General features: G+C 59.9%; 15 protein-coding genes. 7 read left to right on the forward strand and 8 right to left on the reverse strand.

Annotated features, from left to right (window positions below; all coding sequences use genetic code 11):
* The 3 genes from ACE04F_RS23825 to ACE04F_RS23835 all read left to right on the forward strand — a co-directional run.
* The coding region (locus tag ACE04F_RS23825) for a hypothetical protein (RefSeq protein ID WP_486110172.1) at positions 1 to 279 on the forward strand (279 nt) is incomplete at its 5' end.
* Between the two features lie 14 nt (positions 280 to 293).
* Positions 294 to 713, forward strand: a complete 420-nt coding sequence (locus ACE04F_RS23830; protein ID WP_486110173.1) for an organic hydroperoxide resistance protein — start codon at positions 294 to 296, stop codon at positions 711 to 713.
* 35 nt (positions 714 to 748) lie between these two features.
* The gene (locus tag ACE04F_RS23835; RefSeq protein ID WP_486110174.1) at positions 749 to 1,762 is read left to right on the forward strand and encodes an alpha/beta hydrolase; all 1,014 of its coding nucleotides are present in this window, start codon (positions 749 to 751) and stop codon (positions 1,760 to 1,762) included.
* An 87-nt stretch (positions 1,763 to 1,849) separates the two neighbouring features.
* Here ACE04F_RS23835 and ACE04F_RS23840 read toward each other — a convergent pair whose 3' ends face one another.
* Both ACE04F_RS23840 and earP read right to left on the reverse strand, forming a co-directional pair.
* Positions 1,850 to 2,419, reverse strand: a complete 570-nt coding sequence (locus tag ACE04F_RS23840) for an elongation factor P (RefSeq protein ID WP_003226785.1) — start codon at positions 2,417 to 2,419, stop codon at positions 1,850 to 1,852.
* Positions 2,420 to 2,467: 48 nt separating this feature from the next.
* On the reverse strand, positions 2,468 to 3,601 hold the full coding sequence (gene earP / locus ACE04F_RS23845; protein ID WP_486110175.1) for an elongation factor P maturation arginine rhamnosyltransferase EarP: 1,134 nt from the start codon (positions 3,599 to 3,601) through the stop codon (positions 2,468 to 2,470).
* Between the two features lie 123 nt (positions 3,602 to 3,724).
* Here earP and ACE04F_RS23850 point away from each other — a divergent pair, with 123 nt between their 5' ends.
* Together ACE04F_RS23850 and ACE04F_RS23855 are read left to right on the forward strand one after the other, a co-directional pair.
* The gene (locus tag ACE04F_RS23850) at positions 3,725 to 4,117 is read left to right on the forward strand and encodes a hypothetical protein (RefSeq protein WP_486110176.1); all 393 of its coding nucleotides are present in this window, start codon (positions 3,725 to 3,727) and stop codon (positions 4,115 to 4,117) included.
* 2 nt (positions 4,118 to 4,119) lie between these two features.
* Positions 4,120 to 4,602, forward strand: a complete 483-nt coding sequence (locus tag ACE04F_RS23855; protein ID WP_486110177.1) for a GreA/GreB family elongation factor — start codon at positions 4,120 to 4,122, stop codon at positions 4,600 to 4,602.
* An 8-nt stretch (positions 4,603 to 4,610) separates the two neighbouring features.
* Here the strand turns inward: ACE04F_RS23855 and cysB are convergent, their stop codons facing one another.
* The 4 genes from cysB to ACE04F_RS23875 all read right to left on the reverse strand — a co-directional run bounded on the left by cysB (position 4,611) and on the right by ACE04F_RS23875 (position 8,145).
* The gene (cysB, locus tag ACE04F_RS23860; RefSeq protein WP_090284966.1) at positions 4,611 to 5,585 is read right to left on the reverse strand and encodes an HTH-type transcriptional regulator CysB; all 975 of its coding nucleotides are present in this window, start codon (positions 5,583 to 5,585) and stop codon (positions 4,611 to 4,613) included.
* A 112-nt stretch (positions 5,586 to 5,697) separates the two neighbouring features.
* On the reverse strand, positions 5,698 to 6,198 hold the full coding sequence (locus ACE04F_RS23865; RefSeq protein ID WP_305499752.1) for a universal stress protein: 501 nt from the start codon (positions 6,196 to 6,198) through the stop codon (positions 5,698 to 5,700).
* 67 nt (positions 6,199 to 6,265) lie between these two features.
* Positions 6,266 to 7,171 carry a 5'-nucleotidase gene (locus ACE04F_RS23870; RefSeq protein ID WP_434572801.1) on the reverse strand — a complete coding sequence of 302 codons (906 nt, stop codon included), beginning with the start codon at positions 7,169 to 7,171 and terminating at the stop codon, positions 6,266 to 6,268.
* A 20-nt stretch (positions 7,172 to 7,191) separates the two neighbouring features.
* On the reverse strand, positions 7,192 to 8,145 hold the full coding sequence (locus tag ACE04F_RS23875; RefSeq protein ID WP_486110196.1) for a putative 2-dehydropantoate 2-reductase: 954 nt from the start codon (positions 8,143 to 8,145) through the stop codon (positions 7,192 to 7,194).
* A 266-nt stretch (positions 8,146 to 8,411) separates the two neighbouring features.
* Between ACE04F_RS23875 and ACE04F_RS23880 the strand changes: the two genes are divergently transcribed.
* On the forward strand, positions 8,412 to 9,488 hold the full coding sequence (locus ACE04F_RS23880) for a 3-deoxy-7-phosphoheptulonate synthase (RefSeq protein ID WP_486110178.1): 1,077 nt from the start codon (positions 8,412 to 8,414) through the stop codon (positions 9,486 to 9,488).
* An 81-nt stretch (positions 9,489 to 9,569) separates the two neighbouring features.
* Here the strand turns inward: ACE04F_RS23880 and ACE04F_RS23885 are convergent, their stop codons facing one another.
* Complete coding sequence (locus tag ACE04F_RS23885; RefSeq protein ID WP_486110179.1) at positions 9,570 to 9,851, reverse strand: GNAT family N-acetyltransferase; 282 nt, start codon at positions 9,849 to 9,851, stop codon at positions 9,570 to 9,572.
* 637 nt (positions 9,852 to 10,488) lie between these two features.
* Between ACE04F_RS23885 and oprI the strand changes: the two genes are divergently transcribed.
* On the forward strand, positions 10,489 to 10,740 hold the full coding sequence (gene oprI / locus ACE04F_RS23890; RefSeq protein WP_011335311.1) for an outer membrane lipoprotei OprI: 252 nt from the start codon (positions 10,489 to 10,491) through the stop codon (positions 10,738 to 10,740).
* 128 nt (positions 10,741 to 10,868) lie between these two features.
* Here oprI and ACE04F_RS23895 read toward each other — a convergent pair whose 3' ends face one another.
* A complete protein-coding gene (locus ACE04F_RS23895; RefSeq protein WP_486110180.1) occupies positions 10,869 to 11,840 on the reverse strand; it encodes a L,D-transpeptidase family protein in 972 nt (323 codons plus the stop codon).
* Positions 11,841 to 12,010 lie beyond the last annotated feature (170 nt).

Consider the following 12,010-nt stretch of genomic DNA (forward strand, 5'->3'; position numbering starts at 1 on the left):
CCCCCTCCCACATTGGCCATCACTGGTCACAAAATCCGTGGCCACCACCAGTCCCCTGTGGGAGCGAGCCTGCTCGCGAAAGCGGTCACCCCGGCCACCAGACTCACGCATCAAATAAATCTGTCACCTATAAACCGCTCTAGAACAAGGCTTTCAGCCATTCAGGGCGGGTTTGTTCAAAATTATCTGAAATTTATCTTGCGCGCAAAATATTTGTGCATTACATTCTCTTCAGATCTACTTAGCGCGCAGACATTTAGCGCAGAAACCCAACCATGAACGAGGCGTCCACCATGAAAACTCTCTACACCGCAATCGCAACCTCCACCGGCGGCCGTGACGGTCGTGCCATCTCCAACGACAACATCCTCGACGTCAAACTTGCCACACCCAAGGAGCTTGGCGGTGCCGGTGGTGCGGCGACCAACCCCGAGCAACTGTTCGCCGCCGGCTACTCGGCCTGCTTCATCGGCGCGCTGAAATTCGTCGCCAGCCAGAGCAAACGCAAGATCCCGGACGACGCCTCGATCACCGCTCACGTCGGCATCGGTCAGATCCCCGGTGGTTTCGGTCTCGACATCGACCTGCACATCAGCCTCCCAGGAGTTGACCAGACCGACGCCCAAAGCCTTGTGGAAGCCGCTCACCAGGTTTGCCCGTACTCCAATGCCACCCGCGTCAACGTTGATGTACGCCTGCACGTAACCGTCTAAACCCTCTACCCGGACCGACCTTCAAGGAGATTCACATGAACACCCTCAGCAAAGCCCTGACCGGCACCCTTCTCGCCCTGAGCATCAGCAACGCCTTCGCCGGCGGCATCGTCGAGCACAACACCCAGGCGTTCCTCGACGCACTGAATGCCGGCACCGGCAAACCGCTGGAGCAGCTGTCACCAAAAGATGCCCGTGCCGTACTGGTCGGCGCCCAGGCAGGTGTGAAGTTGACGCTGCCCAAGGCCGATATCAGCGAGAAAACCATCCAGGTCGATGGCCAGTCGATCAGCCTGACCATCGTGCGTCCGGCTGGGGTCAAGGGTGAGCTGCCCGCGTTCATGTTCTTCCACGGCGGTGGCTGGGTCCTGGGTGATTTTCCTACCCATGAACGGCTGGTTCGGGATCTGGTAGCGGGTTCGGGTGCCGTTGCGGTGTTCGTCAACTACACACCATCGCCCGAGGCGCATTACCCGGTAGCGATCAACCAGGCCTACGCCGCGACAAAGTGGGTGGCCGAGAATGGCAAGCAGATCAACGTGGATGGCAAGCGCCTGGCCGTAGCGGGCAACAGCGTCGGCGGCAACATGGCGGCCGTCGTCGCGCTGATGGCCAAGGACAAGGGTACGCCGGCGATCCGCTTCCAGGCATTGTTATGGCCGGTGACCGACGCCAGCTTCGAGACGGCGTCCTACAATCAGTTCGCAGAAGGGCACTTCCTCAGCAAGAACATGATGAAGTGGTTCTGGGACAACTACACCACCGATGCCGGGCAGCGTAACGAGATCTATGCCTCGCCATTGCGGGCAACCACCGCACAACTCAAGGGCCTGCCGCCGGCGCTGGTGCAGACCGCCGAGGCTGATGTGCTGCGCGACGAAGGTGAAGCCTACGCCCGTAAACTGGACGCGGCAGGCGTACCGGTTACAGCCGTGCGCTACAACGGCATGATCCACGACTATGGCCTGCTTAACGTGGTTAGCCAGGTGCCGGCGGTGCGTTCGGCGATGCTGCAGGCGTCCGAGGAACTCAAGCAACACCTGAAGTAATGGTGGAGCCTCAGAGCCCGGATCGAAATAGAGGAAATAAAAAGCCCGACTCAATGGTCGGGCTTTTTTTCATACAGAAGGCTTCGCTTATTTAGCGCGGCCTTTGTAGGAACCGCCTTCGCGGGTATCGATCTCGATCATGTCGCCGATCTCGATGAAGTCAGCAACCGACAGTTCGGTGCCGTTCTTCAGTTTGGCAGGCTTCATCACCTTGCCGGAAGTGTCGCCGCGAGCGGAGCCTTCGGTGTAGTCAACCTGACGCACGATAGTGGTCGGCAGTTCCACGGAAACCAGGCGCTCTTCGAAGAATACGGCTTCGCAGACGTCGGTCATGCCTTCTTCAACGAATGGCAGAACGCTTTCGATGTCTTCGGCGTTCAGCTCGTACATGGTGTAGTCAGTGGTGTCCATGAACGTGTAGGTATCGCCGCTGATGAAAGACAGGGTCGCCTCTTTACGGTCCAGGATCACGTCGTCCAGCTTATCGTCCGCACCGTAGACGGTTTCGGTCTTGTAGCCGGTCAGCAGGTTTTTCAGCTTGGTCTTCATGATCGCGCTGTTACGACCCGACTTGGTGAATTCAGCTTTCTGAACCAGCCAAGGATCGTTGTCGATACGAATCACGGTACCGGGTTTGAGTTCTTTACCAGTTTTCATTGCGAATATCCGAATTTGGATGGGATTTACAAAAATCTAGGCCGCGTATCATATCCAATTTCGGTAAAACTTCACCAGCGCCGTGGCAAGATCGGCTCGAGAGGCCTGTTTCTGGCACCAGGCCTGGGCATGTTCGGCAAGCGCCTGGTGTTGCTCGCAGGCGGCTCTCCAGTGCTCGGCCATGCCTTGGCCGGCGTTCCAGGCCCGCCAGAGACCGCTGATCGCTTTTTCCGCAGCCTCCGGGAGCCCGTCGGTATACAAGCGGAGAAACGCCTCGAGTTTTTCCAGATGAACGTCTTCTTCCTGCTGATAGATGTGCCAGAGCAGCGGCCGGCCGGCCCACTGCGCGCGCACAAAGGAGTCTTCGCCGCGCACGGCGTTGAAATCACAGCACCACAACAGTTGGTCATATTCATCCTGGCGCACGAACGGCAGCACCTGCACGGTCAGGGCGCCACGGCGATGCACGGCACCGGCCTTCAGGCCGTCGATGCCGACCCAACGTTCGACATCGGCGAGGATGCGGCTCTCCGGAACCAGCACATGCGACGGACGAGCATCGGTCGCCAGCGCATCGAACCAACTGGCCAAACCGTCGTTTTCATAGGCAAACAGTGATATCAGCCGCGCCCCCGGCTCGGGCTCGACGCCCAATCCTCGCAGAAAAGCCTTCTGCGCCTCGCCATCCTGCTGGAATTGTCGACGCCGCTCCAACAAACCGGCCTCACGCAGCAAGCCACCGGTGCCCTCCTGGAACCCCGGAAAAAAGAAATACTTCTGCACGTGCTTGTACTTCACCGACGGCAAACCGTGACAACCGATCACCCAGTCCTCGGCGCTCAGGTAATCGAGATTCATCCACAAAGGCGCCGCCGGACGCTCGGCCATCGCGTCCATGTAGGCGCTGGGCAACTGGCAGGCAAATGCAGCGATCACCACATCGACAGCTTCGGTGGGCTGCCAGTCCTTGGGCCAGTGACGCACTTGTACGCCTTGCTGCCATTGCTCGGACAGCGTGACATCGATAGACGGACATAACCGCTCGAAGGCGCGCAGGTCGTCGACCCACAGCCGCACCGCGCATTGATGCTCGGCGACCAATTGCCGAGCCAGGCGCCAGGTGACGCCGATGTCGCCATAGTTATCGACGACGGTGCAAAAAATATCCCAACGCACAGTCATTCCAGACTCCCTGTGGCAAAGCCTGATTGTCCCGCATTAAAGCCGTGAAGCAGAAGGGCCGACGGCGATTAATCTTCATGCGACAATCAGCGCATCCTCCATGTTCATCGCCAGGAAGCAGACATGCCCAACCACTCCTCTCCCCGCCTCACCACGTTGCAACTGACGCTGGGCATCGCCTTGGGTTTGTGGCTGGGATTTCTTGCCATCGTGCTGACGGGATGGCTGCTGTCCAGGTTTCTGTTCGATGAACAACTGGCCCCGGTAGCCGCCGCGGTTCATCAATTGGCGCAGCCGCCGGCGGCACCGCCAGCCCCGGAGCCGACGCCGACGCCGACGCCAATGTTCGAGCAGTATCAACAGAACCTGCAAAAGAACGAGCAACGCCAGGCGCTCGACCAGGCACGTAGCAACCCTCGCAACCTGTCCAACCCCAAGTGTCAATTCTGGCTGCAACAGGACCAGAACGCGCCAAGCGAGAAGAGCCGCGCCAATGTCCTGCAATTTTGCGAATGACCATGAACAAACAGACCGTCCACCAACTGATACTCGACAAGCTCAGGATTGACCTTGATATCGCCGAACGCGCCGCGCAGACCGCCTACGAAACCGCGACCCACGAGGAGAACATCGCCGAAAACAAATACGACACCCTGGGCCTGGAAGCTTCATACCTCGCCGCCGGGCAAGCCAGGCGCGTGGAGGAAATCCGCCAGGCACTGGTGCTCTGCCAGAATCTGGCGCTGAGGCCCTACGATGAAGAACGCGGCATCCAGGTCGGCACATTGATCGGGCTGGAAGATGAGGACGGTCGCCAGCAGTGGCTGTTCCTCGGCCCTGACGCGGCGGGGTTGAAGGTCTCGCTGGTGGGACAGCCGATTACCGTCATCACCCCTCGCTCACCACTCGGACGAGGCCTGCTGGGAAAATTCGAAGGGGATGAAGTGGAGATCGTCGTGGCAGGCGCCCGGCAACAGTTCGCTGTCACCGAGGCGATCTAGAGGTCTAATTAATGCACCGGCAGTTCGACGCCGTCGAACAGCTCTTCAAGTTCCTGCTTGTTGTGGCACTGGATGGCCTTGGCCATGACTTCCCGGGTCAGGTGCGGGGCAAATTTCTCGATGAAATCGCACATGAATCCGCGCAGGAAAGTGCCGCGGCGGAAACCGATCTTGGTCACGCTGGATTCGAACAACTCGCTGGCATCCAGGACCACCAAATCATTGTCGAGCTTGGTGTCGACCGCCATCTTCGCAACGATGCCCACGCCCAGCCCGAGGCGCACATAGGTCTTGATCACGTCGGCGTCGGCAGCGGTGAACACTACTTTCGGGGTCAGGCCGCGATGGCTGAAGGCTTCGTCGAGTTTCGAACGACCGGTGAAACCGAACACATAAGTCACGATCGGGTATTCGGCCAGCGCTTCGAGGGTCAGCTTCGGCAGCTTGGTCAGCGGATGCCCGTGAGGGACGACCACGCAGCGGTTCCAGCGATAGCACGGCATCATCACCAGGTCTCCGAACAGCTCCAGGGCCTCGGTGGCGATGGCGAAATCGACGGTGCCGTCAGCGGCCATTTCGGCGATCTGCATCGGCGAACCCTGGTGCATGTGCAGCGCCACGTCCGGGTATTGCTTGATGAAATTGCTGATGACCGGCGGCAAGGCATAACGCGCCTGGGTGTGGGTGGTCGCGATGGACAGGGTGCCTTTTTTCTCGTTGGAGAACTCCTGAGCGATCTGCTTGATGCTCTCGACCTTGCGCAGGATCTCGCCGGCGGTGGTGATGATGCGCTCACCGGCGGGGGTGACGCGGGTCAGGTGCTTGCCGCTGCGGGCGAAGACTTCGACGCCCAGCTCGTCTTCCAGGAGGCGGATCTGCTTGCTGATGCCAGGTTGCGACGTGTAGAGGCTTTGAGCGGTTGCGGAAACGTTGAGGTCGTGGTGCGCCACTTCCCAGATGTAGCGCAGTTGTTGAAGCTTCATATGTATCCCTCAAAGCAGTTGGACGTCACGGGCATCAGCGACGGTGTATATAACTATATGGATGGTGGAACCAATAAATCTAGAACTTTTTATAAAAAGCCATCATTTAGCCTCAAGCTTCGCCCTGGCGCCTGCGCTGGACCAGCGGCACCAGGTAGACCGGCACGCGGGATAACTGCAATACCCGCGCGGCAGTCCTGCCCAACGGCGTCTCGCCGCTCGCACCCTGGCAATGACTGCCTACGATCAGCAAATCGACAGAGAGTTTCGCAGCCTGTTCAAGGATGACCTGGGAGGGGTCGCCCTGGAACACCCGAACCGACTTGATCAGTTTCAGGTCCTGCTGCCCCTCGCCCAACTCTTCGCGAAAGTTGTCGAGGACCCGCTGCTCGATGTTAGCCATCACCGTACTCAGACCCTGGCGATGAAATTCGTTCAACGCCTGCTCGTCGAGATAGCTCTGCAACACCGATTCGGCGAACAGCCCCATCGGCTCTACGGCATGCACCACATACAACTCGGCTTCAAACGTCCGTGCCAACGCCAAGGCATGCTGCATCACATACGGGGCGTACAGCCCCAGGTCCGTGGCATACAGCATCGAACGAATCATGTGACCTCCTCGAGTGCCAGAATGGCGGAGATTGATTCAGCTTAGCAGCGCCCCGAAGAACGGGCGCTCAGGGCTTCACTTCGTTACTGATGCCGTGGGGCACATGCCCGGTGGCGACCACTTCGCGGGCAAGTTCGCAGTGCCCGGTCTGGTCGTCGAAAAACACGTCGGCGGCAAAGGCTTCGAGGAAGGCCGACTTGGTCAGGCCGCCGAGGAACAGCGACTCGTCCAGGCGGATGTCCCATTCGCGCAGCGTGCGGATGACCCGCTCATGGGCCGGCGCCGAACGGGCCGTGACCAGCGCGGTCCGGATCGGGCAGGCGTCCTCGGGGAATTCGCGTTGCAGCGCATTGAGCGCCGCCAGGAACCCCTTGAACGGCCCGCCTCGCAGCGGCTCGCGCGCGGCCTGGCGTTCACTGGCCTGGAACGCTTCCAGACCACCAGCCTGATAGACACGCTCAGACTCGTCGGAAAACAGCACCGCGTCGCCGTCGAAGGCAATGCGCAGCTCTTCGCTGGCGGCACGGCTGGCGCCGCCCGAAAGGATCGTCGCCGCGGCAAATCCGGCGTCCAGGGCACTGCGTACATCTTCAGCGTGGGTGGACAGGAACAGATCACAACCGAACGCCTTGAGGTACGGGTATGGGCTGCGACCGCCGACGAACGCGGCACGGGAGATCGCCAGGCCGTAATGATGAATCGAATTGAACACCCGCAGACCGGTATCGGCGCTGTTGCGCGAAACCAGGATGACCTCGACGCGGGCACGGCCCAGGTGCTCGTTGAGGTTGAGCAGTTTCTGCACGAGCGCGAAGGCATCCCCCGGTTCAAGGACTTCATCCTCGTGTTCGATCTGGTATTGCCGATAGGCTTCGACGCCCCCCGACAGGTAGACCTTGTGGCTTTCGCTCAGGTCGAACAGCGCTCGCGACGAAATCGCCAGCACCAGCCTGTCATCGATATTGTTTGCCATGCTTCCCCCTTTACCTCCGATCAGCAGTTGCGTCGATCGATGAACGCCAGCGCCTGGTACAAGGCTTCGATTCTGGGCAACTCGCATCCAGCGGCCCTGGCCTTCGCCAATGGCCGAGCGTAGATCGCCTCCAGCTCCAACGGGCGCCTTTGGCAATAGTCGTGGTACATGCTGGGCCAATAGTCGGACATTTTTTCGGTCATCGTGAACAGATATTCCGCGTAGCCCGGCGCGATCTCGTGACCGCAGGCTTGTGCGCCACGCACCACTTCAGCCATCAGCGCCTGGATCAGCCCACGACTGTGGTCGTCGGCCATCAACGGCGTGGTGCTTGCGCCGAGCAGAACCGAAAGGCCGTTATAGGGCACGTTCCACACCAGTTTCTGCCAGCGTGCCTGCCCGAGGTCTGGCATGGCCTGGGAATCCAGGCCCGCACCCCGGAACAGCCCAGCCCCCTCCTCGACGATCGCCATGCGTGCGGCCTGATCAGTGCCAGGACCGCTGTGGTAACCGATGTTGATCGTCCCGAGCGCCTGGTGGGCAATGAAGCCCGGGGCGACCCGATTCACGCAGATCAGGCACAAGCCACCGAGCAGGTGCAGTGAATCGGGCAGGAGTGGTCGCAGTTGCTCTTCGACATCGAGGCCGTTCTGCAGCAATAGGACTTTGGCGCCGTCGGCCGCGGCCTGGATGATCGCTGGGGCCAGGTCGGCATTGCTGGTGGTCTTGGCACCGACCAGCAGCCAGTCGCACGGCGGCATGTCGGCCGCCTTGCGATAGACCTGGGCCGGCTGGAGCGTCAGCGCGCCATGCACTGCGCTGTCGACCCGCAGGCCAGCCTCGGCCACGGCGGCAAATTCGCTGCGCAGCAGAAAGTGAACGTCATGACCGGCCCGAGCCAGCATCACGCCATAGAATCCGCCGATCGCGCCTGTACCGATCACCCCGATCCTTGGTTTATCGCCTGCCTGCATCATCAAGACTCCTCTGGTGAACAATCTCTGCACACTATCAGCGCGAGCGGCGAGGCATGCAAACGTCATTGCATCCGGTTACGTTCTCCCGCGTCGGCCTACCCGATGACGGTTACCTTGCGAATCGGGGATTAAACCCGCCGCTGCCCATTGTCGAGCCACCTCTTAACGCGCTAAGGTTCGGCTCCCCGCCGCGCTTAAATCCGCTGTGCACCGCCGCGCGGGGATCGCTGGCGGCCGGCACCCGTGACCTGACGAGTAACACGATGGCTGATTTACCGATCAATGACCTTAACGTCGCCTCCAACGAGACCCTCATCACGCCTGACCAGCTCAAGCGCGATATCCCCCTGAGCGACGCTGCGCTGCGCACCGTGACCAAGGGCCGGGAAGTCATCCGCAACATTCTCGACGGCACCGACCATCGCCTGTTCGTGGTCATCGGGCCCTGCTCGATCCATGACATCAAGGCCGCCCATGAATATGCCGAGCGCCTGAAAGTGCTCGCGGCGGAAGTCTCCGACACCTTGTACCTGGTGATGCGGGTGTATTTCGAAAAGCCCCGGACCACCGTCGGCTGGAAAGGCCTGATCAACGACCCGTACCTGGACGACTCCTTCAAGATCCAGGATGGCCTGCACATCGGTCGCCAATTGCTGCTGGACCTTGCCGAGATGGGCTTGCCCACCGCCACCGAAGCCCTGGACCCGATCTCCCCGCAGTACCTGCAGGACCTGATCAGCTGGTCGGCCATCGGCGCGCGTACCACCGAATCCCAGACCCACCGCGAAATGGCCTCCGGCCTGTCATCGGCGGTGGGCTTCAAGAACGGCACCGACGGCGGCCTTACCGTGGCGATCAACGCCTTGCAGTCGGTGTCCAGTCCTCATCGTTTCCTGGGCATCAACCAGGAAGGCGGCGTTTCGATCGTCACCACCAAGGGCAACGCCTACGGCCATGTCGTACTGCGTGGCGGCAACGGCAAGCCGAACTATGACTCAGTCAGCGTCGCGCTGTGCGAGCAGGCGCTGAACAAGGCAAACATCAAGCCGAACATCATGGTCGATTGCAGCCACGCCAACTCCAACAAGGATCCGGCACTGCAGCCGCTGGTGATGGAGAACGTCGCCAACCAGATCCTCGAGGGCAACCAGTCAATCATCGGCCTGATGGTCGAAAGCCATTTGAACTGGGGTTGCCAGGCAATTCCGAAAAACCTTGCCGACTTGCAGTACGGCGTCTCCATCACCGACGCCTGCATTGACTGGAGCGCCACCGAGAAGACCCTGCGCAGCATGCACGCCAAACTCAAGGACGTGCTGCCAAAGCGCCAGCGCAGCTGATCGGGCCTTCTCGCCTGACCTCAACGCATAAAAAAACGCCGGGCTTCGCAGTCCGGCGTTTTTTTATCGGGAATCATTGTGTCAGAGCTTCGCCGCGTGCCGCTGGTGCCGCTCCATGTAGCGCTCCACGTAGGAGCAGGACGGGATCACCGTGTAGCCCATTTCCTCGGCGTACTTCAGCGCCTCTTCGGTCAACTTCGCAGCAATCCCCCTGCCACGCAGCGCGTTCGGCACGAAGGTGCGATAGATGTCCAGGGTCTGTTTGCCCAGGTCCATGTAGGTCAGATAGGCACGATGACCGTCCACAATGGTCTCGAACTGATGACCAGCCTGGTCATGGTGGATGGTAACCGCCTCGCTCATCACTACTCCTCGCGGGTCTGAATGCTGACCCCTACCTTACCGATGTTTTTCCGGCGAAGGAACATCTACGCCACCCCGTGCCTGTGTGGTCACCGAGCGCAAAAAAACCAATCGCTCAAACCCGAGCACGTCGTGAATAGTAGACACCAATGACGCAAATGCTCAAGGCACGCCCGTCACTGAGGTGATAATCCCCGACGGGTTTATCGATTGAGCGACACGGTCGCGCTGTAATCGGCCGAGGCGCAATAGGTGAACATCGCCAGTTGTTGAGTCTTGGACGAGCGCCGGTTGTTAAAGTCACCGCCACCGGCAATAAAAAGATGTCGGGACGATTGCGCAAAAAATGAACAAAACTCTAACGGAATCAATAAACAGCGACTTTAGCGAGGGCCTGTGAGTTGCGGCGTCAACGGAACTTTTCTTCATCGCCGTGCTCCATTCCGGGGCTTGGCGTTGGGTATTTTCCAAACACCGCTCGGAAAAGTTGCTTGGAAAAGAATCACCGCCTACAATTTTTTTGCTTCTTGCGCTACGTCAGTTTACTTACTACAAGTAATGAGTAGTATGTACGCCGGCTAACTCCTCACTCTGGGGAGACAGTCACTAAATAGAAAGTCCTTTGAAGGGGAACACGATGAACAACGTTCTGAAATTCTCTGCTCTGGCCCTGGCCGCAGTTCTGGCTACCGGTTGCAGCAGCGCATCGAAAGAAACCGAAGCACGTCTGACTGCCACCGAAGACGCAGCAGCTCGCGCCCAAGCTCGTGCAGACGAAGCCTACCGCAAAGCTGATGAAGCTCTGGCTGCTGCTCAAAAAGCACAACAGACTGCTGACGAAGCTAACGAGCGTGCTCTGCGCATGCTGGAAAAAGCTAGCCGCAAGTAATAGTCCTTCGGGATTGTTATCGAGCCGACCCATTACTGGGTCGGCTTTTTTATTGCCCGCAGTTTTCCCCGGCGATAAAAAACCCGCCGACATCCTTGGAGGTGGGCGGGTCAGGATGGCGCGTCGCGCTACTGCGTCAGGTCGACCGGCGCGCTCGATACCATCGGTGCCGAGGCACTCGGCACAGCGATCTCTATCGGCAGGCCGTCTTCGGCGGCCACCACGTCACGCACCACATCCCAGTTCATGCGCAAGTTGCTGGTGATGTCCTCACGCTTGAGCATCGCATTGATGACTGCGGTGTGTTTGTCCACCACCGACGGGTTGCCCTTGTCGTCCAGCGGAGTGTGGGCTTCCAGGTAAACCTTGCCGCCACTCAGGCCCAGTTTGTACGGGTCGTTGATGATCCGGACCGAAGTCCCCACCGGCACCATGCCGGCCATCTCCAGCACGTTGTTATTGAACATCCGGAAGCAACCGTGGCTGGTACGCATGCCGATGCCGAACTTCTTGTTCGAGCCATGGATCAGGTAACCCGGGGTTCCCAGCGTGAATTTGAACGGGCCCAGCGGGTTATCGGGGCCGGCCGGAACCACATTCGGCAAGGGATCGCCGTCGGCGGCGTGTTCAGCCTTGATCGAGGCCGGCGGGGTCCACGTCGGGTTTGGGGTCTTGGCGATGATGCTGGTGTGGGCGATGGGCGAGCCCCAACCTTCGCGACCGATTCCCAGCGGGAAGGTGTACACCACGTTCCGGCCCTTGGGGAAATAATAGAGACGGTATTCCGCGAGGTTGATCACGATGCCTTCGCGCGGGCCCGGTGGCAGGATAAAACGGGTCGGCAAGACAATTTCAGTGCCGGCACCCGGCAACCAGGGGTCGACGCCCGGGTTCGCGGCGACCATCTCGGTGTAACCCAGGTCATAGGTTGTGCCCAGGTCGGCGAAGGTGTCTTCGTATTTGGCCTTGATGACCTGCACCTGACCGATGATGTCTTCACCCGGTGGCGGCAGAGGCAGCTCCAATGCAGCAACGGGCCCCGCCATACACAGGGCGGCAAGAGACAGGCAGCGGGCGACGGCAGGCAAGCGCGGCAACATCCGGGAAATCCTTCGCAGATCGAACAGAGGGTATGAAAACGCGATTGTACACTGCGTCCCGTTATTTCGGGGAGAGCAGCGCCGAAGCGTCCGATGTGTAGCAGATTCTGAGAGAGACCCAGATCCTGTGGGAGCGAGCCTGCTCGCGAAGGCGATGGATCAGCTTGCAT

It is taken from the genome of Pseudomonas sp. AGC41 (assembly GCF_057334555.1).